Source organism: Vibrio sp. SCP2, from assembly GCF_059295395.1.
Genome location: NZ_JCAFVV010000003.1, coordinates 439868 through 465102, shown reverse-complemented (window position 1 = coordinate 465102; position 25235 = coordinate 439868). Strand labels below are relative to the sequence as shown.

The 25235-nt window shown below is 43.3% G+C and carries 23 protein-coding genes; 16 read left to right on the top strand and 7 right to left on the bottom strand.

The window, feature by feature from the left end; translation table 11 throughout:
• The first annotated feature begins 14 nt into the window (after positions 1-14).
• From tssB to tssG, 5 genes are all read left to right on the top strand, one after another.
• Positions 15-521: a type VI secretion system contractile sheath small subunit gene (gene tssB / locus AC5O63_RS13255; RefSeq protein WP_004748720.1), complete on the top strand. Its 507-nt coding sequence runs from the start codon at positions 15-17 to the stop codon at positions 519-521.
• 8 nt (positions 522-529) lie between these two features.
• Positions 530-2005, top strand: a complete 1476-nt coding sequence (gene tssC, locus AC5O63_RS13250) for a type VI secretion system contractile sheath large subunit (RefSeq protein ID WP_004748719.1) — start codon at positions 530-532, stop codon at positions 2003-2005.
• A 61-nt stretch (positions 2006-2066) separates the two neighbouring features.
• Complete coding sequence (tssE, locus tag AC5O63_RS13245) at positions 2067-2477, top strand: type VI secretion system baseplate subunit TssE (RefSeq protein ID WP_239855340.1); 411 nt, start codon at positions 2067-2069, stop codon at positions 2475-2477.
• A gap of 10 nt (positions 2478-2487) precedes the next feature.
• Positions 2488-4236: a type VI secretion system baseplate subunit TssF gene (tssF, locus tag AC5O63_RS13240; RefSeq protein WP_239855341.1), complete on the top strand. Its 1749-nt coding sequence runs from the start codon at positions 2488-2490 to the stop codon at positions 4234-4236.
• On the top strand, positions 4233-5231 hold the full coding sequence (gene tssG, locus AC5O63_RS13235; protein ID WP_494505306.1) for a type VI secretion system baseplate subunit TssG: 999 nt from the start codon (positions 4233-4235) through the stop codon (positions 5229-5231). Before tssF ends, tssG begins: the two co-directional genes overlap by 4 nt.
• A gap of 44 nt (positions 5232-5275) precedes the next feature.
• Here tssG and AC5O63_RS13230 read toward each other — a convergent pair whose 3' ends face one another.
• From AC5O63_RS13230 to AC5O63_RS13220, 3 genes are read right to left on the bottom strand one after another with little or no spacing between them, the layout of a single operon-like run.
• Entirely contained in the window at positions 5276-5728 is a 453-nt protein-coding gene (locus AC5O63_RS13230; RefSeq protein ID WP_004743867.1) for an Lrp/AsnC family transcriptional regulator, read from the bottom strand.
• 31 nt (positions 5729-5759) lie between these two features.
• Entirely contained in the window at positions 5760-9146 is a 3387-nt protein-coding gene (gene tssM, locus AC5O63_RS13225; protein WP_494505305.1) for a type VI secretion system membrane subunit TssM, read from the bottom strand.
• Positions 9147-9169: 23 nt separating this feature from the next.
• Entirely contained in the window at positions 9170-10477 is a 1308-nt protein-coding gene (locus tag AC5O63_RS13220; protein WP_494505304.1) for a type VI secretion system ImpA family N-terminal domain-containing protein, read from the bottom strand.
• Positions 10478-11116: 639 nt separating this feature from the next.
• On the opposite strand from AC5O63_RS13220, the gene AC5O63_RS13215 reads away from it, so the two are divergent.
• The 11 genes from AC5O63_RS13215 (at position 11117) to AC5O63_RS13165 (ending at position 22031) form a co-directional block, all read left to right on the top strand.
• Entirely contained in the window at positions 11117-11719 is a 603-nt protein-coding gene (locus AC5O63_RS13215) for a putative outer membrane beta-barrel protein (RefSeq protein WP_494505303.1), read from the top strand.
• Between the two features lie 9 nt (positions 11720-11728).
• A complete protein-coding gene (locus tag AC5O63_RS13210; protein WP_494505302.1) occupies positions 11729-13210 on the top strand; it encodes a type VI secretion system-associated FHA domain protein in 1482 nt (493 codons plus the stop codon).
• Complete coding sequence (gene tssJ, locus AC5O63_RS13205; protein ID WP_071881245.1) at positions 13203-13706, top strand: type VI secretion system lipoprotein TssJ; 504 nt, start codon at positions 13203-13205, stop codon at positions 13704-13706. The genes AC5O63_RS13210 and tssJ overlap by 8 nt, the downstream gene beginning before the upstream one ends.
• Before the next feature lie 11 nt (positions 13707-13717).
• Positions 13718-15043 (top strand): type VI secretion system baseplate subunit TssK, encoded by a 1326-nt coding sequence (tssK, locus tag AC5O63_RS13200; protein ID WP_494505301.1) that lies wholly within the window; start codon positions 13718-13720, stop codon positions 15041-15043.
• Positions 15040-15840, top strand: coding sequence for a type IVB secretion system protein IcmH/DotU (gene icmH, locus AC5O63_RS13195; protein ID WP_494505300.1), 801 nt, complete (start codon positions 15040-15042; stop codon positions 15838-15840). Before tssK ends, icmH begins: the two co-directional genes overlap by 4 nt.
• A gap of 141 nt (positions 15841-15981) precedes the next feature.
• Positions 15982-17514 carry a PAAR-like domain-containing protein gene (locus AC5O63_RS13190; RefSeq protein ID WP_494505299.1) on the top strand — a complete coding sequence of 511 codons (1533 nt, stop codon included), beginning with the start codon at positions 15982-15984 and terminating at the stop codon, positions 17512-17514.
• On the top strand, positions 17511-18398 hold the full coding sequence (locus tag AC5O63_RS13185; RefSeq protein WP_494505298.1) for an AHH domain-containing protein: 888 nt from the start codon (positions 17511-17513) through the stop codon (positions 18396-18398). The genes AC5O63_RS13190 and AC5O63_RS13185 overlap by 4 nt, the downstream gene beginning before the upstream one ends.
• Complete coding sequence (locus tag AC5O63_RS13180) at positions 18398-19003, top strand: imm11 family protein (RefSeq protein ID WP_494505322.1); 606 nt, start codon at positions 18398-18400, stop codon at positions 19001-19003. Before AC5O63_RS13185 ends, AC5O63_RS13180 begins: the two co-directional genes overlap by 1 nt.
• 2 nt (positions 19004-19005) lie before the next feature.
• Positions 19006-19497, top strand: a complete 492-nt coding sequence (locus tag AC5O63_RS13175) for a hypothetical protein (protein WP_494505297.1) — start codon at positions 19006-19008, stop codon at positions 19495-19497.
• A 284-nt stretch (positions 19498-19781) separates the two neighbouring features.
• Entirely contained in the window at positions 19782-20219 is a 438-nt protein-coding gene (locus AC5O63_RS13170) for a YcgN family cysteine cluster protein (protein WP_004748671.1), read from the top strand.
• Between the two features lie 171 nt (positions 20220-20390).
• The gene (locus tag AC5O63_RS13165) at positions 20391-22031 is read left to right on the top strand and encodes a mechanosensitive ion channel family protein (RefSeq protein ID WP_494505321.1); all 1641 of its coding nucleotides are present in this window, start codon (positions 20391-20393) and stop codon (positions 22029-22031) included.
• A 40-nt stretch (positions 22032-22071) separates the two neighbouring features.
• Here AC5O63_RS13165 and AC5O63_RS13160 read toward each other — a convergent pair whose 3' ends face one another.
• The 4 genes from AC5O63_RS13160 to AC5O63_RS13145 form a co-directional block, all read right to left on the bottom strand.
• The gene (locus AC5O63_RS13160) at positions 22072-22365 is read right to left on the bottom strand and encodes a putative quinol monooxygenase (RefSeq protein WP_004748673.1); all 294 of its coding nucleotides are present in this window, start codon (positions 22363-22365) and stop codon (positions 22072-22074) included.
• Positions 22366-22389: 24 nt separating this feature from the next.
• Positions 22390-22785: a VOC family protein gene (locus tag AC5O63_RS13155; protein WP_494505296.1), complete on the bottom strand. Its 396-nt coding sequence runs from the start codon at positions 22783-22785 to the stop codon at positions 22390-22392.
• 84 nt (positions 22786-22869) lie between these two features.
• Positions 22870-23172 (bottom strand): ribbon-helix-helix domain-containing protein, encoded by a 303-nt coding sequence (locus AC5O63_RS13150; protein ID WP_038197836.1) that lies wholly within the window; start codon positions 23170-23172, stop codon positions 22870-22872.
• Between the two features lie 147 nt (positions 23173-23319).
• Positions 23320-25212 (bottom strand): BCCT family transporter, encoded by a 1893-nt coding sequence (locus tag AC5O63_RS13145; protein ID WP_494505295.1) that lies wholly within the window; start codon positions 25210-25212, stop codon positions 23320-23322.
• Positions 25213-25235: the final 23 nt, after the last annotated feature.

The window sequence follows — 25235 nt, the reverse complement described above, 5'->3', positions numbered from 1 at the left end:
ATAAGGAACTAATTATGTCACGTGATGGCTCGGTGGCTCCTAAAGAGCGAATTAATATCCGTTATGTTCCAGCAACAGGTGATGCGCAAGAAGACGTAGAACTGCCGCTGAGCATGATGGTTGTAGGCGATTTCACTGCGCGTGCAGATGAAACACCAATCGAGGAACGTACTCCGATTAACATTGATAAGGATAACTTCAACGAAGTGCTTGAAGGTTATGCTCCTAATGTTAAAGCAAATGTGCCAAACCAACTTTCAGACGAAGAAGGTGCACAGATTGGCATCGATCTAACGTTCCAAAATATGAAGGACTTTTCGCCAGAAGCGATCGCCAAAAGCGTACCGGAGCTTAATAGCTTACTCGAACTACGTGAGGCTCTAGTTGCATTAAAAGGCCCTCTTGGAAATGTTCCTGCGTTCCGTAAGAAGATTGCGGCAGTGCTTCAAGATGAAGAAGCGAGAAAGAAACTATTGGATGAATTAAGCATTGGTGAAGACCAAGGCGCGAAAGAAGAATAAGGGATACCATGTCTGCAGAAGCACAAGCTCCAGAGCAAGAAGCTGCCTTAGCCGCTTCCGATTCACTGCTGGATAGCATTCTTAATGAAACACGTTTAAAGCCTAGTGATGAAGGATTTGATGTCGCAAAACGCGGTGTTGAAGCATTTATCGGTGAGCTATTAAGCAGCTCCAATACTGAGAAAGTTGACCAATCGCTGGTTGATCTGATGATTTCTGAAATCGATCAGAAACTTTCGAAGCAAGTAGACGCGATTCTTCACAACGAAGAGGTTCAAGCGGTTGAGTCTACCTGGCGTGGTCTAAAGTATCTTGTTGATCACACTGATTTCAGAGAGAACATCCAAATTGAATTGATCTCTGCAAAGAAAGATGAAGTTCTGGATGACTTTGAAGATGCACCAGAAGTTGTTAAATCTGGCCTGTACAAGCAAATTTATACACGTGAATACGGTCAATTCGGTGGTAAGCCAGTAGGTGCAGTGATCTGTGACTACCAGCTTTCGTCTTCTTCTCCTGATATCAAGCTTATGGAGTACATGGCCAATGTAGGTGCTATGTCTCACGCTCCGTTTATTACATCGGCATCTTCAAAGTTCTTCGGTTTAGATAGCTATGAAGAGCTTCCGAACCTGAAAGATCTTAAGTCTGTATTTGAAGGTCCTCAGTACACGAAATGGCGCGGGTTCAGAGAGCATGAAGATGCGCGATATGTGGGTCTATGTACTTCTCGCTTTATGCTTCGCACACCATACTCTGTCGAAGACAATCCAATCAAGGCGTTCGATTACGACGAGCAGGTAACAGATAGCCACCATAACTACCTATGGGGTAACTCTGCGTACGCGATGGCTTCGAAAATCAGCGAGTCGTTTGCGAAGTACCGTTGGTGTCCAAACATCATTGGTCCACAAAGTGGTGGTGCGGTATTCGATCTACCGGTATACAACTTTGAATCAATGGGTCAAATCGAAACTAAGATCCCAACAGAGATTCTAGTTTCTGACCGCCGTGAGTACGAATTAGCGGAAGAAGGTTTCATCGCGCTTACTATGCGTAAAGGCTCTGACAATGCAGCGTTCTTCTCTGCAAACTCAGTACAGAAACCTAAAGTGTTTGCCAATACCCCAGAGGGTAAACAAGCTGAAATGAACTATAAGCTAGGTACTCAGCTGCCATATATGTTCATTATCAACCGTCTTGCTCACTACATTAAAGTTCTTCAACGCGAACAGATTGGTTCTTGGAAAGAGCGTTCAGACTTAGAAATCGAATTGAACAAATGGATTCGTCAGTATGTCTCTGATCAAGAGAACCCGCCAGCGGAAGTACGTGGTCGTCGACCTCTACGTGCAGCGAAAGTTGAAGTGTCTGACGTAGAGGGTGATCCAGGCTGGTACAAGGTATCTATGTCTGTCCGTCCTCACTTCAAGTACATGGGTGCAAGCTTCGACCTATCATTGGTTGGTAAATTAGACCAATAAGCTTAGTTGAGCATTATCAAGCAGCCAGCAAACACTGGCTGCTTTTTTCATAGGACTGAGTATGGAAAAAGGTTATCGACTTTTAGAGCGAATCGAATTGGGTGAACCCAAAAGTTGCTACGAGAAAGTGGTTTCTCATAAGCATTTGATTGAGTCTATACATTTACACCTGGCTGATTTACTGAACACGCACTCAGGTAATGCGATGATCGATGGTGAGTATGGATTACCAGACTTTAATGATGTTCTCTCCAACAACACCAACCTTGTTCGCCACATTCAAAAGAATATAACGTCAACAATAGAGCGTTTCGAACCCCGCTTGCGGAGTGTAGAAGTTCATTATCGCGAAGACCACCATAACCCTTTGCAGTTGGGCTTTGGTATTCGTGGAGAAGTCTCTCATAACGGCGGGAAGGTGCCGATGTCGATCGATGTCTACATGGGTACTGACGGCCAATTTAACGTTTAGTAGGTATCACTTGAGCAACAGTAAATACTTTCAAGATGAGCTCACTTATCTGCGTGAAGCTGGTAGTGAGTTTGCTAAATATCACCCCAAGTTAACGCATTTTTTATCGGAAGGAACGTTTGATCCCGACGTCGAGCGACTGCTTGAAGGTTTTGCTTTCCTGACTGGTCGAATTCGTGAAAAAATCGATGACGAGTTGCCGGAGCTGACTCAGTCGTTAATGACTTTGCTGTGGCCTCATTATATGCGCTCGGTGCCTTCTATGTGCATTAGTGAGCTAAAACCTCATACCGGAAGTGTCACGGAAAAAACGGTGGTGAAAAGAGGTGCTGAGATGGCGAGCGAGCAAGTGGAAGGAACTCAGTGTTTATTCCGCACTTGCTACGATGTCGACCTATACCCTATTACCATCACTGGTATTGAGCAATCCAATAGCCGCACAAGCTCAACGATTGATATTACCTTGTCCACCGAGCATGGCCTCGAGCTTTCCCGCATTGGCTTGGATACCTTAAGACTGCATCTCCATGGTGAAATTCATATTTCGCGCACAGTGTTCCTATGGTTGTTCAGATATCTAGATTATGTGGAGCTAGATGTTGGTGGCGGTTATAAACACAAGCTCGGTCCAGAATTTGTCAAACCGGTTGGTTTCGATGAAGACGAAGCGTTACTTCCATATAGTAAAAACTCGTTCGCTGGGTATCGCTTACTCCAGGAACTGTTCTCATTACCTGACAAGTTTATGTTCTTTGATGTTCAAGGACTAGATTGGCTAAAAGGCGTTCCTCAGCGTAGTAACGTAAATATCAAGTTTCACTTTAAACGGGCATTGCCGTCTGAAGTTGTTTTAAAAGATAAGCATTTAAGATTGCATTGCACGCCGGCGGTCAACTTATTCGAGAAAGATGGTGACCCGATAAGGCTTGAACACCGACGCAATGAATACAAAGTGCGCCCACAAAGTACTAGCCAAGATCATTTTGAAGTGTACTCGATCGAAAGTGTTGAGAGTTGGAGTAAAGACGAGCGTCGACGTAAACCTCTAATTGAATTTGAGACTTTTGAGCATCAAATCAATCAGCGAGATAAACGCGAGTTCTATAAGTCGAAAGTAGGGGAGCGTGTGAGTGGTCGCGGCTTAGAGCGATATATTTCTTTTCATACCCACAATGGTGATATAGCAGATCTAGGCTCCGAAACGGTCTTGATGAAATTGCAATGCAGTAATGCAGACTTAGCCGAGCGATTGTCCGTAGGAGATGTTACATATACGACCCATAAGTCGCCGACATATGCTACGTTCGAGAACATCACAAAGCCGACTCAATCTGTCAGCCCTCAGGTCAATGGGGAATTACAATGGCAGCTAATCGCCAACATGTCGTTGAACTATTTGTCCTTGGCCAACATCGATGTCCTTAAAGTCTTGCTATCGACCTATGACTTCCATTCGCGAGTAGATAGACAGGCACATCGAGCTTCAATACATCGGCTTGATGGCATTATCTCTTCTGAAATGAAACCGATCGATCGTGTTTTTAGGGGGGTGTCAGTGCGAGGCAACCAATTCAAATTGGTCACTAACTCCAAATTTTTTGTCAATGAAGGCGATATGTTTTTGATGGTGAACGTACTCAACGAGTTCATCAGACTTTATTCAAGTGTTAACTCATTTACAGAGCTTGAGGTTTTTGATGAAGCAAGTGGTGAAGTCTACAACTGGGCAAGCTTAATCGGGCAACAGACAATACTATGATTGAAGCAATATCCAAAGATTCCCATGATTTTAGCTTCTATCAAGCGGTTCTTCTGCTTGAAAAGCACTATCAGCGCCTTCCTGACTGCGAATTTTCCGCGGTTGGAGAAAACAAGTACTTTCACCAAGAACGTATTGAATTTAGTGTTTCGCCGAAACTCAGTTTCCCGAAGAGTGACATGGATTTCATTGTCCATATGGAGCGCAATGGTCAGCAGTACTCCCGAATTGAAACCAATTTTCTTGGATTGCATGGCGCTAGCTCACCACTCCCGGCTTCTTATACCGAAAAACTAGCTGGACGAGAGGAAGAAGAAAATCCGGTAAAAAGCTTTTTTGATTTCTTCCACAATCGTTATACGAGTTTACTCTATAGAGTCTGGAAGAAATATCGCTATCACGTGCAGTATCAAAGTGGTGCTAGTGACGCGTTCTCTGGAAGAATACTGCACTTAGCCGGCCTGTCTGGTGTGATGCAAGATTGTGATGTGGCAGAGTTGGATAGGGCGAAAATACTTTCCTATGTCAACCAACTATCCACTCGTACACGTTCTCCTAAGTTGATTGCGGGGATAGTTTCTCACTACTTTGCTCTTCAGAGTGTAAGAGTAGAAGAATGGGTCTATCGAAGGGTAAGTATTGCTGAGTGTCAGAGAAACAAGCTCAACAGAATGAACTGTGTTCTAGGTCAGAACCTGCATTTAGGCCAAAGTATTGCCGATTTAAATGGTAAGTTTAATCTTTGCATTGACGATATCGACTTTGCTACGTTTCGGCGGTTTTCTTATGGCGGCGAGTTACACAATACGTTAGTTGGCCTTATGCGCTTTATCCTCCGTGACCCGATGTCTTGGGATCTAAAATTGACGGTGAACCTTGATACAGTGCCTGAGAATAAGCTTGGGCATGGAGAAGGGAATCGTTTAGGGCAGACCATATGGCTAGGTACCCCTAGTGAGAAAGACGTGAAAATTAAAGTTATCGGTAGCATTTAAAAAGCCGCTCGAAAGAGCGGCTTTTTTCATCAAGTAGATGTCTTTTAACGACTGATAGGCTGGTGGAGTACGACGGTTGTGTCGAGCTTTTGAATACCACTAAAAGCCTCTATCTCGTTAGATAGGTGGTGAATAGACTGTAGGTCTGGAGCTTCGATCAGGGCAATAATATCAAAGTTGCCACCCACAACGCTTGTTAAGCGTACCTCTGGAATCTCTTTGAGCGCATTGGTGACATCATTTTTCTTGCCTTTCTCGCAAGAAATAAGCAGGTAACTAGCCGCTGTTCGGCCTTCATTTTCTATGCGAATTTGAGCCGTATACCCTTTAATGATACCTGTTTGCTCTAATCGGTTGATACGCTCTGCGACTGCGGTACGTGACAAACCGATGTTGCGAGAAAGATTTGCAATAGACTGACGTCCGTTCGATAAAAGGCTCGAAAGTATTTTGCGATCCAACTTATCTAAGCCTTGTAAAGTCATGTTAGAAATCATGTGTTCTGCCTAATTTATTCTTATATGTTTATTAAATTGACTCTGGAAGTGTAAAGTTATACAGCTCCGCAAGAGTAAACGGGTTTTTAGGTGTCAGTGGGGTGATACGAAGGCTCAAATCCCTTCCTGACACTTTTATGTTACTGACGAAGCTACCGTTATGAGTGTTTGTCAGGGACGAATCACCTAGCAATCTATATATCGCCCATTGACCACTCTTATTTAAAACGTGTTGTTTACCTTCGTCGGTTACATCTTGGATCGTGATGCTAATATTGAAGTCACCATTTTGCGGTGGCCACTCCATCTCACGAATTCGGCTTGGACCGTGATAGTAGCTAATATCAGTGTCGGCAATCTTAATGCTGGCTCTGATAGCACTTGAATCAAGGTCTAATACTTTGGCACTAAAAGGAATATTGATACGGTTAGTGCTCTTGTTAATTAACGTATCTCTTATGACATTGTAGTTGCGCAGTTGGACCAAAAGAGCGGGAGAAATTGGCATTGTCTCGCCATCAACTTGCTTTGGTACCCATAGGTTTGTGTCATAAAAAGGTGCAAAATTCTTTTGTATGAATGTGTCTAGTAATCCGCCCGAAGCAAAAAGAAGTTCAAAGTCTTCAATAGAGATCTCTTCTGTCGCAGACAGGTCGAACGGATATTTACCAAGTCCAAGCTCTCTGAACTTAGAGTATATTTCGCTGTACCACTGAGTTTGGATGCCCTTTGATGATTCGGTAATCATCACTGACCAACTTTGTTTCACCACTTCAAGCAGCCAACTTCTCACTGGCTCCGGCGATTTTTGAGCTATCTGTTTAAGCTTAATTAGCGGATCGGCATCAGTACTGTTCATTCGATGCTGAGCCGCAGCCAACGCTGCCATTTGTGGATCCGGGGCATCGGCAATGTCTTTCATGTAGGTACGAACGCGACTTAGAGCGGCGATTGTTTCATCCCATGGTGTCGGTGAGTTAGGTGTCTCACTCACTTGCAATTGGTTTAACAAGTTAAATGCTTGTTCCACACGCTTCATTAGCAAGTAATCAGGTTTTAGCACCTCTTCTGCCGCTTCCGAAGCGGAATTGGCTACCTCAAGCAACTTAGGGTTAACCTTTGAAACTAGGGCGTTTTTTTCTCCTACAGGAGAGAACTGTGTATTCGTGTAAACTTGTTTTAAAACGGTGGTTAAAGGAGACGAAGGCCCCGAAATTAGATCCACGGCATTAGTAAGATCACCTACGTTATCGTAGTGCTGTACTTTGAGCTCACTTAACGCATTGCGCCAGTAGCTGATGTAGTCATCCGTATACTTTTTACGGACTTGATCTTTGAAGGCTTCTTGCTCTTCTTGGGTAGGGATTACATGATTTGATAGCCCAAGCACCCAGTTGTCACTGATAACCTGTTTTGACAATAAATCTACACGAGGTCGATAGAAGGTACTAAAGCCTGTTGAAGTGTATGCTTTATCAATGACCAAGCTTTCACGGTCGCTCGGTGTTGAAAATACATTGCTAAACTCAAACCCTACTGCACGCTGTAGATCTAGAGTACCTAAACCGATGGAATCCGCTTGGCTCAATATACCTGCGTAGACAAGATCAACATTAGAATTTGATAGGAGCGAGCGTCTTGTGGCACGAACAATGTCCATACTGATGTTAACAGGAGCAAACTCAGTACGGAAATAAGCGTCAAGATAACCCATAGTCTGTTGAGCCAGTTCCGGGTTACTAAGGCCGTCTAGTACCTCAAGTGTTTGATTACGAAGGAACTTGATATCTCGTTTAGTAGGATCGTTGAGCATCAAGTAACCTTTTAGCAAAGGTAGCGCACGATTTACGTCATGAAGATTCTGAGTCAATTGAATCCGATAACCGCTCTCGATAATTGGCATTATTCGCTGAGATACTTGATGCAGAAGGGCTATATACGCGATTTTTGTGCTTTCGTCTAAACGACTAATGTTCAACGGTAATAACTCTTCGTCTAGCGCTTTAGAACCACTTAACCAAGCATTGTAAGACGGCTGAACAGAGTTGTTTGCATCAGTTAGCAGGGTATTGAAGTCAGAATTTTGATCAAGTTGACTAGTCTCATCAATACCAAGTAACTGGTTGATTACACGCAGGTTGCTGTCTAGCGTTGTTGCAAAAAAGTAGCCGCCACCCACGAGTAAAACGACAGAAGTGAGCATCGCAAGACGGCTTTGTCTTTGTATTATGCGGAGGTACGTTTTGTTTTCTCCGGCAAAGTCACTCTCAGGTAAAACTTGAGAGTCCATGAGAAACCTTGAGAAATAAGGCGTTTCTGTTAAATGAGTATGTTCAGAGGCAATGATTGGCAAGTTAAAGTAGTTACTGCAACTCTTTGCCAGTAGGTTGTACTTACGACCGCCTTGTAAACTAGAGCAAAAGAATATTTCGCGTAGATCTAAGGTATATAAGCCACTGTTGGCTTCACAAAGGCGATCAAGTACATAACCCACTTCTGCTTGGCATAGCTCAAACTGTTTTGGAAAAGACAAAATCGCTTGCTTTTCGCCCACATCATTCGATGTTGATGAGGAATCTAGTGCATTCGCCTCTAGCACTTTTACCAAGTTTTGGTAGCTATCGCGGTAGTATTCGGTGAGGACACCTTTTGCTTCTTTTAATGGAATAGAAAGAAACTCTACGCGAGATTTAAGCGAACTGAAGCTCACGTATTCTTTGAATCCGTCAAGCTTGTCTAGCTTAGACATCATTAGATAGACGGGCAGGGCAGACGATGTTTTCTCGCTAACGGATTTCATTCGTTCCAACAAAGCCGTCAGCGTGTAATCCTTCTGTTCAGGTTCTGAAATGATCAGGAACTCAAAATCAATAAACAGCAGGCAGCCAGAAAACGGCTTGCGTGGTCTGTAACGTATCACTTCATCGACGAACGTTGCCCATAAAGAAGCGTCACTGCTTGATACCTCTTGGAAAACCAATCTCTGATCGGGTTTTACATAGACGGCATTGTCGGATTCATACCACTCGAAAAAGTCGTTTTTTGCGGTTCGAGTTTTGTCCATTGGCTTAATGGCACTGGAATTGAACAAAAACTGACGTCGACCAGATGCTTTGTTTCCAATCAGGAAGTAGATTGGCTTTTTGCCAGCGTTAGCGAGCAATGGGCGCATGACCATTGAAAGTGCTTCTTCTTCAGTCTCAAGGCGCTGTGCTTTTAGATTATTTTTTTTCTTATACCAAAGCGTGAGCTGGAAAATTAGGTAAAAAGCAGCGATTGTGCCTAATCCTATCCATAAGAATAGCTTGTTAGCTTCTTGTAGCCAGAATATGTAAACAGCAGTTAATGTCACTGCAAGAAGCAGAGCAATCACGCTGGAAACCACGATGGGGTTTCTTAGTAGTTTTTGTTTGAACATAAGCCTTTAATTTTTTGACGTTGTTATTTATTACTATTCGTTGCGGTTTTTAGTTGATTTAATTTGTACAAGTAGGTGTTGAGCAACAGTAATGAACGATCGACTTCTGATTGTTCCATCTGTTTTTCTGCGTACTCAATTCTACCGAGCAACGGAAAGAGTGAGTTGCTGTACTTATATGCAGCTACAGTCTCTTTATCTGAGTTCTGATTGGCGACATTAGCGAACACGGTTCTTGCGTGAGCAAATCGCTTGTGAATGGCTGTGTACTCGTCTTCGAAAATAGAACGACGAGTTTTAAAGCTCTGTCTAAGTTGTTGGATAGAGGAAGAATCTGGATAGATCGTTGTCAACTTAGATGTCAGTTCATCAATCGTATCTATACGGCTGACTTTTACTGGATCTAAATACCAATCCTGCATTAGAGAACTTAGTCGATCCACCGTAGGTTTCCTTAAAGAAGGCGTGTGGGCTTTGTTTTCAGACATCAATGAATCCGCAACTTCGGAAAGCTCTGTTAACGAGGCCTGTTCAATCTGCAGCTTAAGTGATTCGAATTCTTGCTGTTTGTGGATAAAATGGGCGGCCAACGCGGCAACAATTAGACCTATTAGTGCGTAAAGAACGATAGGGTTCGATTTTGTGGAAGTGGGCTCAACCTTTTGTTTCTCTTTGGTTGGCTTGCCCGAGACTGTCGGGGCGATATCGACTTTAATCGCAGGTGCCGGAGCTTGAGGGCGAACAGGAGACGGTGCCGTTGAAAGCTCGGTAGCTTTACGTGCCTGCTGGGCTTCCTTAAACTCCTCGATCCATTGGTTTAATATGCGACGAATGCGACCAAACGAAGGGGCTTTAATTCCATAGTGAAGACGGAGTTCTTCTTCAATACGTAAGCATAGTTGGTGTGCTGCCTCGATTAATGGCAACTCCTCTGGGCGAGGGTTATGCTTTTTTATACGTTTTTCTACGTACTCAACCATCCATTCAATTGCACTCATTCTCGCATTAGATTTTGAGTGCTCTGGGTATGCTGAATACCAATACACGATACACAGATCTAGCAAGGAATTGAGGCCTTCAACTAAACCTTTCAACCCTTCATTGTGAGTGGAGGCGACAGTGAAATAGCAGCTGCAACGAAAGTCCTTGCCATGGGAGGTGAGGATTTTCTTCGACAATGCCTGAACATTTTTCCACGACACTCGCCCTGTTACTTTATTCAAGTTGTTTATTTGACGCTTGATCTCATCAAAGTCATCCAAGCCATTTGGGTTTAAGCCGCTTGGATTACTTTCATCGATTGGCCTTCTGGCGAAGTCGCTGAAAAACATATTTTTTACCAACTGTTTATTAATTACTCACACGTTAGCGTGTAGTATAAATTTTGTTATTAAGGTTTGTTTATTTTTATTAAGAATTACTTTGTGGAGGATTTTATAGTTAAAAGAAAGAAATTGAACAATAACTAATAATAAAAAACATATAATTTAACTTAATGTGAGTTGAGTTCACGTTTTACTGCGTTATCTTGAGCTATCTGACATTAAGAATAGTGCGGTCACTCGCATAAATTTGGTATTTTTGTGTGAATAATGGGCTCAAAATCATTGACATGACTTATCAATGGTGTGTGTTCTGGAACCAATGTATCATCTTTATATTTATGATCTGCTTATTTAGCTACTACTAAATAAGCGAAGTTAATTAGAGTTTGTATGTATTTTAATCATTTTTAAACGATGTATATGTAATCAATTATATTGACCATTTTGTTAGTTAATAGTTGTTTCTAGTGATTTATCAGCCGGAGACTTAACCCGGCTTTGTGCAATTTATAATAGTTAATATGTTTTTATTAATAGTCGAATTGTCTTATTTGATGGAGGGATTTTTTAGCTTATTGAAAAAGAGATTATTATTGATATCTTTCGCCTCTACTTTTAATCGTCGGTTTTTCTTAGAGGGACGAAATGCTAAAACCAAGTCAAGTCGGGCTAATCTCAGCCTTGTGTCTATTCTCAACCTTTGCTCTAGCCAAAGGTGAGCGTTACGGTGCTTCGGTCAATATGATCAACATCGACAGCATCAATTATAAGCAGGGCGCTAGTGGTAAACAGGATTCGCTTCGTTACGGTATCGTGCATACTCGACCGATTGACGAGAACAACAACCGTTGGCGCTGGTGGCTTGGTCTAAACTACTTGTCTGAAGATATTAAAGCGCCAGCAAATGGTGTGTACCAAGAAACAACTAACTTCGAGTTACGTGTTGTTCCTCAATACGCGCTTGAGACTTGGTCTGTATTCACTCCTTATCTTGGCGCGGGTTTGTCACTTGGCTACTCCCAATACTCCAACCGTTGGAAGGTAGACAACGAAGGCTTCAGGTACGGTTCTCAACTTGAGGATATCGATCAGTTTGAAGTGGGCGCAGTCGCGACAATTGGTACTGTAATCAAATTGGGCAGCAATCCTGACGCACATATCCAAATAATTCCCCAGGCTTCCTATATCCTTCCTGTCGTAAATGATGGAATTGGTGGCGTTGAACTTTCTGTATCACTGCTATTTTAAAGGTTAGCAATGCGCTTACATCAGCTTGTTCTATTCATTTCTAAATGTCCGGAGGAGTACACCGGTGCCAAGCACATTGAGATGCCAGAAAGTGGTGGTTCAATTGGTAGGGCTGCGGGGTGTACCGTCTCTCTCTCAGACCATAATCGATTCATATCAGGCACTCATTGTTTAGTGAGTATTTACGGTGATACACATTACATTAGTGACGTGAGTACTAATGGCACCATGGTAAACGGCAATAAGATATTGAAGAATCAGCCCGTTTCAATATGCGATGGTGATGTTATTACACTTGGCCAGTATGAAATCGGTGTTTCCCTTGAACTTGTAACTAGCAATCAAGATATTGCGGCTGATATTGCGCCTGAGAGAGTGTCGAGTGACCCACTGCTCAATCTTGGTGAGGCGATGGTCGAAGAAGAAGACCAAAGCGGTGTATTAGAAGATCTGTTTATGGAAACCAAACAGACAGAAGTGGACAGTCATGATCCCGTTGCGCACCTCAATTTTTCAATGCATCGTGATGATGACTATCTTATTCGAGATGTTGAGCAACCTGAACACGCTCAACCCGCTTCAATAGTGAGTACGCGTCAAATCGCCGATGATAGCTTGAGTATCCATTCTGAGTTTGACCTGCCAAATCTAATTCCAGAAGATTGGATGGGTATCGAAAGAGCAAGTCAACAGACTAGAGATGAGTCGGAAAATGCTTCTACCCCAGTATTAGACACATCAAAAGAGCCTGCGAAATCGCCTGCCGCACAGTCGGAACCAACACCGAATATGAAGGTGAGTCCCGTAGGTACTGGTGGTTCTGCTGCGACTAGCGAAGTATTAGGGCAAAAATGGGAAGAAGTCACTCAACCTTTTACTCCATCATCACACCAAACAGAGCACGCAGATTCCGCCATCGACGAGCCTAAGGTCGATCTAATTACCAGTGAAGCGACGTCGACTCCAAATGTTGTTCAAACTAACGATATCAGCCAAGCATTTTATGAAGGCTTGGGGATTAGTAATACAGATTTAGCCCGAAACGATGCAGCGTTATTTAGACAGATGGGAACATGTCTACGTCTGTGTATGGATAATCTACAGAAAGAATTGCAAGAAGTCGAAGCGTTAAAAGATGAGCCGAATGCAAATGAATCCGCAACCAATTTAGCCGAGTTGATGCTGACATTGAATAGTCAGAATTTGCTATCGCCAAATGAACTGATCGAACAAATGCTCGATGAACTTAACGACCACCAAGTATTGTTCAATCGAGCTCTTGGCGAACTATTCATTGAGCAATCGAAGTTAAATGACCCAGAAATGTTTGCCCATGAACTGACAAAAGGATCCTTGTTCACCACAAAGTCAAAGCTATGGGAACAATATCTAGACTTCTACTCAAACAATCGTCGTCAGTTCAACGAAGGCTCATTGAGCGGCATGATTAAGAAAAATTACAACAAAGCGTTAAAGGGAAACCATGCGTAGATTCATCATCTTAATAGGGTTTTCCCTACTAATGTCAGGGTGCTCGATGTGGGACCAGTTTAAAGAGTCGTCAGGAATTACCCCTGAAACGTCATCAATTGAATTAGTGATTGAGGCATCACCAGTACTAAACGTGCGTGAGGGCGGGCAGTCTTCTCCGGTCATATTGCGCATTCATGAACTCACTTCCCCGGTACTTTTTCGAAGCTTAGATTTCTTCGCATTGTTTGAAAACGATAAATCGTCACTGGGTGATGAGTACATTAAACGCTACGAATACCAAATCCAGCCAGGCGACAAAATTCACGAGATGTTGGTGCTGACGCCTGAAACAAGAGCCTTGGGTTTTTCGGTCGCTTTTCGTGATATTGACGGTTCTTCATGGCGTAAAGTTGAGATCATTGAAGAGAAGAGCGAGTACTTTTTAAACCTCAATATTGAAGGCAGCGAGTTAACGTCAAATAACACTCGCGGCATAGAACAAGTTTACTTTTAAGGGATAGAACCATGTCTTTATACAACCCAGTTGTTTGGCAAGATGGAATGTTCATGAAGCCGCAACACTTTCAACAGCTCGATCGTTCGCAAAGTAAACTGTCTAGTATGCTGAGTTCTGTTGCCTCGCCACTTCATTGGGGGATCAAACGACTAGAAATTAACTCGCAATTGCTGGCGTTAGGCAAAATCGGGATTACTCGTGCTGAGGGTATACTGCAAGACAGAACGCCTTTCGATCTCCCTTTGTTAGCAGAGTTGCCAGAAGTGAAAGATGTTGATCCTTCGATCGCGGACAAAGTCGTCTATCTTTGTTGCCCTCTACCCTCTGAGCGCTCAGAGATTTTTGGATCCGAAAAGGACGATGCACGTTACACCATTGAATCTCAAGAAGCGGTGGATGCGTGCTATGACTCTGAAGACATGGCGAATATCGCGGTGGGCAAACTAAACTTCCGTTTGATGTACGATCACGAAGATAAAAGTGCATATACTTCGATTCCGATCTTAAAAATTTCAGAAGTTAAGCCTGATGGTAGTGTGATTCTTGACGAAACCTTTATTCCTACCTGTATTGATATCCATGCCTCTGCCGTTCTCAGCAAATTTGCCACTGAATTTGCTTCAATGCTCAAACACAGAGCAGAGTCTATCGTAGAAAGACTTGGTGTGGTGGATCAGCAAGGAGTGTCTTCGGTATCGGATTTTATGCTTTTGCAGGCACTTAACCGATACGAACCACTATTTTGGCATTACGAAAGTAGTGAAGGGATCCATCCGGAATCTTTGTATCGCACACTACTTCAAGCAGAAGGTGAGCTCTCTACGCTATGCTCTGCGTCGCGACGCCCGATTGAATTTACTAAATATAATCATGGTGATTTAACAAGCTGTCTTTCACGTACGTTAGATAGTGCGAAAATGACCTTGAGTGTGATGTCCGAACAGCGGGCGATGCCACTGACCCTGAAAGACCAGAACTATGGAATCAGAACAGCTGCAATTCCTGATAGCAAGCTGATTGATACTACGACCTTTATTCTTGCGGTGAAAGCTGACGTAACACTCGATGTATTGCATACCCAGTTCGTCAGTCAGACTAAGATTGGCTCAATTGACAACATCCGCGATCTGATAAACTTGCAGTTGCCAGGTATTGAGATCAAACCAATGCCAGTTGTGCCTCGTGCCTTGCCTTACCACGCAGGTTACACCTATTTTGAACTCGATAAGAGTGGTGAAGAGTGGGCTGCACTGAAAAACACCGCAGCAATTGCAGTTCATGTTGCTGGTGATTTTGCTAACTTATCGTTGCAACTATGGGCCGTTCGTCTATGAGTTATGCTGAAACCGATTTAACGGTAGTACTGTTCCAGCCGGAACCAGGTAAACCGATGGAGGTGATGCCTCCTCCAGACTTATCGCGCAATATAGCGGTACAAGATCTTAATATCGAAACAATGGGAATCAACCCATTAGTTGACCAGTTCTCTTGGCTTATCGCCACTTTGTCTTGCATGTCTTCCATTCCATGGTTAGATGACCCAATGCCATTTCGCGAAGAAGTCGCCCGTGAGATACGTAAAGGTGAACGCAAGCTCAACGAGATGGAGCTTGACCGAGCTTCAATATTGGTGATTCGCTACTGTTTATGCGCGGCTATCGATGAATCGGTATGCCGACAGGAGTGGGGGGCGAATAGCCATTGGAGCCAGAACAGTCTTTTGTCTGAGTTTCACAATGAGACATCAGGAGGCGACAAGTTCTTCATCATTCTTGAAAGATTGAAAGCAGACCCGCGAAAGTATCGCCATGTCATAGAGTTCCTTTACCTTCTACTGCAACTTGGTTTCCAAGGCAAATATGGCCGAGAAGAGCGCGGAAACGAGAAACTGACAGAGATAGGCAATACTATCTATCGTCTTGTGCGTGATGACCGCTTAGCGGAACAAGAAAAAGTCACACTGGTTAACCTAAAAGCTAAGTATTTGAAAAAACCACTTAAAAAGGTGATTTCTCCTAAGCTAATTTTGGGTTTTAGTGCGCTTACCTTCGCCGTTATGTACGCAGCAACCTACATTGTTATCGACATGAAATTCCAGAGATTACTGGAAGTGTATCAGCAGAGTATGTGATTCAAAGTGGGATCTTCTGCCAGATTTTTAAGTTAGCGTGATTTTTAAGGTCAGTTCCGTGGAAATCACTAGGTATTTAGAGAGATTGCAATATGCGATCTCTTTTATTATTCACTCATTACATATTCATATGGATTGGTTATGGGCGTAACAGTTTGTGCAAATGGACTCAGTGTGGTTCATAAAGGATCAGGTGGTGAAGCGAATGCCACGCTTCCCGATGTATGTCTGACGACAGTAGGCAACTCGGTAGTGCCTATACCGTATGGTAATAATGCTAAATCTGCTGATTTAGCCGATGGTACTACAACAGTCTCGATGGATGGCGGCAACAGCGTTGCTATCAAAGGCAGTAAGTTCAGTGCCAGTACGGGCGATGCTGGCGGCGACAAAAAAGGCGTATCTTCAGGAACAATAGAAGCAGAAGCCGAATTTATCTCCGCTTCACCGACCGTTAAATTTGAAGGCAAGGGCGTGTGTCGCCTTTCCGATCAAATGACCATGAACAAAGCCAACACCATGTGTTTGGGTGGCGCCCAAAATCCACCAGTGACTGTGACGGAAGAAGCCGAAGGGACTTATACGGTTGACCTATTCCTAACCTACTCCGACGGTGACCCTGTTCAGGGGGCGACGTATAAACTCATTGACCAAACTGGAGCGACTTTTGAAGGAACGCTAGACAATAGCGGTAAAGCCACGGTCGGTGGTGTGGCCCCAGGAGAGTTTGATATAGAGTACGGAGAAGATAGCCGTGACTTTATGCCCAATGTTCCAACCAAAACCAACCCGAATTTTAATCCGAACGCTAATGCACAGTTGCTTATAGAAGAAGCGAAAAGAGGGGAAGTCGGTTTTTGGGAAAATGCATGGAAACGCATGTCGGGAGCGGCTAGCTGGATTTGGGGTGTCATACTTGGTGATTTTAATGACGATGCTTCCGTAGAACAAATCATTGCCAACACAGCCCTGACCATGATTCCCGTTGTTGACCAAGCCGCTGATGTGAGAGATCTTTCTGCGAACGTGATGACGTTGTTAAGTGAAGAAGAGCGCGATAAACCGGAAAACTGGTTGGCACTTTCCTTGACACTAATTGGCTGTATTCCGACGTTCGGTAGTGCAGTAAAAGGAACTTGTAAAGTTGCGTTAAAAGGAGGGAAGGGCACTTCTAAGGACACGTTACTCGCAGTTCTTCGTGGTATGGGTAAAGGTGACCCAGAAAAGTTCTTACGTACTCTAGATTGGGTAGACTACGCAAAGCAGGCAAGTGGAATAATTTCTGACGTACTCAAGCCATGTATCGAAGTAGCAACCGAGCTTGCCTCTTACGCAAATAGAATGGGAGCAGACGAACTTGGTGCCTATTTCTTAAAGCTCGCTGACGAAGTGAAAGTTATTGACAAAATGGTGCCAGATAAGTTGAAAGAAGCTATGGGCGAATTTGATGATCTGTTTGCTCGTATCTTAGGTAAGAGTGAGAAAACTTATCCGGCGAAGGTTAAGCACAGTAAAGGAAAGTCCTCTCAAGCTGGTCGTACCGACGATAAAACTAGTGAAGAAAAGGACAGAAAGGCTGTTAGATGTAAGATTTGTAAACGAGTCGCTGGTAAGGGTGAACGTGAGTGTGCTGATGCTCTAAGGACAAAAGGTAAGGGGAAGGGTAGAAAGTGACGATACAAGAAACACAAAGTAAAAGCTCAGTAAAAGAGTTTGAGGGTGATGTAGTTCGTCAATTAGATTCATATAAACTAGCAAGCGCTGAACTTCGTTCATCACACCCTCTAAACTTAAAATCTGGTACATTAGACGCTCATCACATTATTAGCGATATGGTTGTAGGCAGCCTTGCAAGTTTTAGAACTTTGCAAATGCAAAGGAAAGGTTGGTCTATGAATCATGGGAGCAACTTGGTTTTGCTTTCCTCAGATGAAGAAATCTGTTGTTATTATGAGACTCCACAGCATTCTTCGGGTCACACCGACCCGAAAATAGAGGGTTCTTTTTATAGTACAAAAGCTAAAATGTCTGCTGAGTCAGCGAAAGTGAAAGATAAGAGCCTGGAAAAATCAATTGACTCAACTACTGGTTACCATAAAGTCGTAGCAATTAAGCTTGCTTTGGCTCTAAAAAAGCTAGATTGTGACACAGACTTTGCAGTCTATGTTAAAGAAATAGATAAAGTATCTAAGAAGATTCTAAAATATATATCCAAGTTTAAATTATTGCTAAAGTCTGACGGGGTTAGATTCAAAGCACATAACTCGGGTTGTGGTATGTGTACGTCGAGGGATAGCCATTACAGCTCAAAAGAATTTGTATTTTATAACAGAAGGTTAGATGCAAGAGAAACGCTGGAATACAAAAGAGAAAATAATGGTTCGATAGCGGAAAACGATACTTATAGTAAAGATGATAAAGAGTATTTTGCGTCTTCAAACAAGAATTCTGTTTATGAGAATATTTATAAAGAAGTGAAAACTAAATCCGAGGTAAAAGTCATTATTTTTGACTCAGTAAAAGGTCGCCTCAGAAACGTTAAGGAGTTAGGTAAGTGATGAAATCTGAAATGCTAGCCACATTTAGTGAAAACTTATTGTCTAATGACATTATGGCTAAGCCAGATGACGGAAGGGAGTACCTTTATTCAGGTGATTCATATATTCCAGTGTCAGCTCTAAGCCCTATTATTTGGTTGTCAGGAGAACATGAGTCGGATGAAGTCCCAGATATTATTGACAAAGGAGACAGGATGGTTTCCGAGTTGATAATGAATGCTATCATGTCTTGGGATCCCTACGGAGTGATTTTTTTACCTGCTGCACTGAAATCAGAAAATAAAAAATATTCGAATAGATATATTATGTCAGTAAATAACGTATTAGATGTAATGAATGAAGAAGAAAGTCATACTTACATGGAAGATAACTCTGACTATGGCCTTCCTCCTGAGTTAATTGTTGATGAACTTTTTATTTGCGAGAAGAAGTACAACTCAATTCCTGAATACAAGAAACATATATTTCGAGTAGAAGGTTCTGATGATACTGTTTTCTTCTCAACTGAATTAGTTAATTATGTATGGGACATCGCGGAAAAAAATGGAGCTATCGGTCTTATACAAGAGCCATTCAACTTTGATGAAGAAGCCCCGGTGTTTTAAACATGTATAAAGAATATAAGATATTATCTAGTGAAAACTTAAAAAATTTCCCATTCAAACAAACGCCAAAACCAATTGTACCAGTTGAACCAGACTTACTACTGGAAATGACTTTCTCACCAAAGCTATTTATTATTGGTGATATTGCCTCGAAGGTAGAGCAGCTAGTGCAGCACGGTGTGGAATGGCTAGATGCTCGTGTCGATTGCTCTCCTAGCCAGCCTTCAGATGACCAAATCAAGGTTTACGAAGATTATCGAATGCCATACATCCATCAAACCTATAAGTTGACGGACAAAGAAAAACAATACGGTAAGTTGAACTGGTTAGATGTTGATTCTACAGATTTTGATTTCTCCAAGCTAGAGCATGTGCCTCTTGAAGAGCGTTTAATATTTAAGCTAGAAGAAGATTATGGCTTGGTATTTATACACGAGAGCGTGATTGAGCTACTCAAAAAACACGTCAAAGATGTATGGGTAAGAGATGTATAAAAAGCGCCGAAAGGCGCTTTTTCTTTATATGCTTTCATAACTTTGGAACACTAAAGGGCTACCTTCAGGAATGTTCGATGCGGTAGGGGGTAAATGGTTGATCAAACGGGATAGTCGTTTGAAGGAACGCTAAACAGTAGCGGTAACGCCTCGGTCGGTTGCGTGGCCCCTACTTAGTTTGAATTTAGCCCTCCTAACAGAATCACTTGCACTTTGGATAAAGGATCTATATAAATTCGGCTTTCCTTTTTCCACACTGATATTTGAACACTTGGGGTTACCACATGACGCAGTTTTGGCAGCAAAAAGCTCTCGAAGAGATGACCGAAGACGAATGGGAATCGCTTTGTGACGGTTGTGGTAAATGTTGTCTTCACAAACTGATGGATGAGGACAGCGATGAGATCTATTACACCAACGTTGCATGTAGTTGGCTAAACAGCAAAACATGCTCGTGTAAGGATTACCCAAATCGTTTTACCTCAGGTGAGGAGTGCACCAAGTTAACTCGTGATGATATCGATGACTTCACTTGGTTACCGCACACCTGCGCTTACCGCTTGCTTGCGGAAAAGCAGCCTCTGCCAGAGTGGCACCCACTCATTACAGGATCAAAGTCAGCCATGCATGCCGCTGGCGAAAGTGTTCGCAATAAAGTGGTATACGAAATCGATGTAGTGGATTGGGAAGATCACATCCTCAATCACCCAAATCGAGCTTAGATTTAAACAGTCGCCATTGGCGGCTGTTTTTGTATTTGCGCCTAGTTAACACTCAATATGCAAACGTTTGAGTTTTGTGGTGTACAATTAAGGGCATCAATATAAGAAACAAAGACTTGTATTCATTCTTTTGAGGTCATCATGGACTTAATGTCGTGTAAAAACCTGCGTATGTTTGTCGTAGGATTAGTTATCTCTTTTGGATTTCTCTTCGGAGCCGGTGCCTACGCTTCGCAAGAAGCTGAGCAGCTTTCGAAGCAAGAAAGAGAAGTTGCAAAGATCACTAGTGAGTTTACTGAGTTAGTCGATTCTATCGAAACAGCGACGGGCGGCGCAAAAGATGCCCTGCAACTTAAGCTTTTCCAAAAAAATGAAAGCTTAAGAGCAGCACTTCAGTCAGCGGTAAGTAAAGGGACGATACCCACCGACAATCTCATCACGCACATAAAGATGCAGCAGACTTATGTCAATGGGGCGATGTCCTATCTTGAAGAAAAGATTAAGTCTCTGAATGCCGAAATTGACTCTGCTAAAAATGAAGAAAAGCTCGCATTATTGAACGATTTTCAAGAGCTACAACATTACTTCGATAATGTCATGGAGTCTGCTTGGGAGAACATCGAGTGGCTTAACAAGCTTGGTCAGGACGAGTCAATTGCTCAAGCTCAGTTTAGAGATTCATTAAACAAACGCCTACGCTTGACGTCTGCATCAGTAGAATACTTTAACCAACAAATCAGTGTTATTGGACGTCAGCTAGCCGTAAGCCCAGAATCGGAACTTGCTACTTTACAGCTAGGCCAACTGATTGTTCAGCAGCGTATGAACATTACGGTTGATAGCCTCAATTCTTTGATTTCTATCGCGGATCAAGTAGGGCTAGATACAGCAGAGTACAAGCGCCTAATCTTTGAAGTGACGGGAAGTATCACTCAAGACCTGCTTGAGGGCAGAGTTATCCTCTCTGTCATTTCGCATTGGTCAGACAAACTTTGGGACTGGGTTGCTAACAACGCTCCTCAGCATATCTTCCACTTATTTATCTTTGCCCTGATCATTTTCTCAACTAGCTTACTCGCGAAGCTTGTACGAAAAATTACCAGTAAAACGGTAGTGTCAAAGAACCTTAAGTTGTCTCAATTGATGCAAGACTTCTTTATTGGCATGTCGGGCAATGTTGTGTGGGTTATCGGTATTTTAGTTGGTTTGTCGCAGATAGGCTTGAACCTTGCCCCTGTGTTGACTGGTTTTGGTATTGCGGGTGTGATCATCGGTTTCGCGTTGCAAGATACCTTATCTAACTTTGCCGCTGGTATGATGTTGTTGATTTATAAGCCTTTTGATGTCGGTGATTTTGTCTTCGCTGGTGGCGTAGACGGTAAAGTTAGCCATATGAGCTTAGTGAACACCACGATTAAGACCTTCGACAACCAGATCATTATTATCCCTAACGGTAAGATCTGGGGAGATGTGATTAAGAATGTGACCCATGAACGTGTAAGACGTGTCGATATGGTATTTGGCATTGGCTATAGCGACGACTTGCTTAAGGCGGAAAGCATTCTTACCGAAATTGTCACCACGCACCCAGCGGTACTGCGCACACCTGAGCCTAATATTCGAGTCCATACACTGAATACTTCTTCAGTGGATTTCATTGTCCGTCCTTGGGTTAAAACAGATGACTATTGGGATGTGTACTGGGATGTGACTAAAGAGGTGAAACTCAGATTTGATCGCGAAGGCATCTCGATTCCATTCCCACAACAAGACGTTCATCTGCATATGGTTAAAGAATCTTCAGAGCAATAATCTAAAAATAGTTAAGAGCGCCAATCGTGGCGCTCTTTTTTTAGCTTGCTGATAGCTCGCTGTAGAAATGGATCTCAGGTTCTGTGGTAAGTAGTCCGGTTAAGTCCTCAAGCAATTGCTTGAAATAAGGTTGCTCACAGTGAAAATCGAAATCAGCTTGGCTGGCAAACTGCTCTTGGAAAAGGAACACGCTAGGGTTTGCCTTGTCGCGTAGAAGTGTGTATTTGATACAGCCAGGTTCGCTGCGTGTTGGCGCTATCATAGCGACGAGGAGCTTCTCTAAGCTTGCTTCCTGTCCAGCTGTTGCGTGAAATTTTGCGGTTAAATTGATCATTGTGTTTGCTCTGTTTGTGTTGCGTTAAAGGTATCTTCCTTGACGTTGAAGAAACTCGATCTTGTATCCATCCGGATCGGTAATAAAAAAGAAGCGCGCGAGCGGGGTGTCTTGATGGCTGATTGCTTTGATATCTGACGCCTCAATACCTAGGGCGAGTAGTTGCGCATGACTCGATTCAATATCATCGACGCTAACAGCAAGATGCCCATAGCCAGTGCCATGTGTGTAGGCTTGCGTTTGATCGTGGTTATAGGTCAGTTCTAGTTCAAATTCAGTGTCTGGACTGGCAAGGTAGGTCAGCGTAAAGCTATCAAAAACGAATTGGTCTTTGATTTCCAGTTGCAGTGCGGCACGGTAAAAGTCGAGCGAACGGGTGAGGTCGCTGACTCTCACCATGCTGTGAATCATTTTAGGCATGAGTTATCCCTTAGCTATTTTTCGCTAGCTTAAAGGGATTTAAATTGCTGTTGGTAGTACTAGAGTACGACAGCGTCGTTTGCTTTATTGCTCAGCCGCTTGCTGCTTAACAATTTCCATCGCTGGATTGGGTTGGCGTAGATAGATAAGGCAGGCACATCTAAGCAGTGAGGTGAAGTTATTTATCTCACCATTGTAGTTTAACGCTTCAAGATAGATATTGCTGATAAAGCGTGGTAGAGTCATATCTTGCTGCGTGGCCATCTCTTCAAGGATTTGCCAGAAGCTCGACTCTAATTTGATACTTGTTGCATGACCATCGATACGAATTGAACGGGCAACAGTCTGATAGTTTTCTTTCGGTTGATTGGAAAATACTTCACACATAACATTGGGGAACGCTAGGCTTAAAGCGAGCATTCTGGTCTTTTTATTACTCACCCGTCAATAATTGATTGCGTTTATAGCTAGATTGAGCGTTGAAAAAAACTCACCAGTGGTGAGCTTTTATCATAGTGGAGAGTTGAGTAAAGGCTAAGAAACTGACGCGGCCGTGACGGCTTGGTTAAACTCTCCGCGCGCAAGTTTTGCTTGCTCGGAGGCTTCTTGTTTTTTATCTTGCGCCTTAGCTACCGCATCGAGTGCTGCTTGCAGTTCATTTTGCAGCTCTTGCGGAGTATGATGATTGCCGAACTCTTCGTCACCATCATGCTCAAGAGCAAAGGCGCGAATTCGCTTCTTCACTTTGTGCACTTCAGCAAATGCCTCGCGCTCTAATTCTGCTGCTTCTTGTGCGGCGTCACGACTACGTTCGAACCTTGCCAGTGCAATACCTTCAGATGACCAAGGATCCATTTCGGGTAAGTCTTCAATGTTAATCGTCGGCTCAACGTAGTCCTCTTGGTGGCGCAGATCTAAGCTGGTGGCTCGTACCGCTGAAATCATCAACATCACTGAAATCACCAATAAGGGTAAACCTCCAACGATAGCGGCCGTTTGTAACGTGCTAAGACCGCCTAGGAACATTAATACGGTTGGCAGGAAGGATAAGGTGAAGGCCCAGAACATACGGTTCCAACGCATTGGCTCTTCGGTCACATTGTTTTGGACCACAGAGGCCAAGATATAAGAGATGGAGTCAAAAGTCGTGGCGGTAAAAATCACACACAAAATGGTAAATACCGCAATCACTAATGTGCCCATAGGCAGAGCGCTGAGCATTGAGAAGATCGCTTTGGTGGCACCTTCTGTATTAAGAATGCCTACGATGTCCATTTCGCCAGAAAGTTGCAGTGAGAGGCCGTAGTTGCCGAGAATCATAAAGAAAAGGAAGCAACCTAGCGAGCCAAAGAAGATCGAACCCGACACCATTTGTTTGATTGTTCTTCCGCGCGAGATGCGCGCGACAAACAGACCCATGCTCGGTGCAAAAACGAGCCACCACGCCCAGTAGAAGATGGTCCAATCCTGTGGGAAGTGAGTATTTTCAAAGCTGCCGTATCCACCAAAAGGTTCAGCCCAAGTTGCCATCACGAAGAAGTTAGACAACATGCGACCGATAGAATCTAAGCCAGTCTCAAGCATGAAAATGGTCGGGCCAGCGATAAGGACAAAAGCCAAAAGCCCCATTGCGCCCCAAAAGTTGATATTGCTGAGTACCTTGATGCCTTTTTCCATACCTGCATATGAGGAATAAGCAAAAATGGCGGTACAAACTAACAACACCGCTACCTGACTTAAGGTAGATTGCGGGATGCCAAACAGAAAGTTTAACCCTTCGCCAATAAGGGGGGCGGCTAAGCCCAATGTTGTTGCTGCTCCGCCTAGTAGACCGAAGATAAACAAAACATCGACGATTTTGCCAACCGCTCCTTTGGTGCGTTCCTCTCCCAGCACAGGCATTAAAGCACTAGACACCTTAAGTACAGGCTGTTTGCGCACATAGAAGAAGTAAGCGATAGGGAGTGCAGGAATGAGGTAGATAGCCCAAGCTATCGGGCCCCAGTGGAAAATCCCGTAAGTGGCTGCCCATCGAACCGCTTCTTCACTGCCTGGCTCTAGTTGAAAAGGCGGGGATTGATAGTAGTAGGCCCACTCGATACATCCCCAGTAAAGAATACTCGCGCCGATACCACCGCAAAACAGCATTGCCGCCCAAGACGAAGTGGCAAACTCGGGCTTTTCATCAGGGTCACCGAGCTTGATTTGACCCATATCGCTGAATACGACATAAATCATAAAGAAGAATGCCCCAAGGCCAAGTGCAAGGTAGAGGAAACCGAGTTTATCGGTCATAAAGCTTTTAGCAATTGCTATCCAATCTGCCCCTTGTTGGGGAAACAGAATCAAAGGGAAAACAATGGCAACAAGCAGTGCGATAGCGCCAAAAAAGGTAGGCTTATCGATAAGTGAAAAGGTGTTTCGCACAGCGTAAAATCCATAATCTTGAA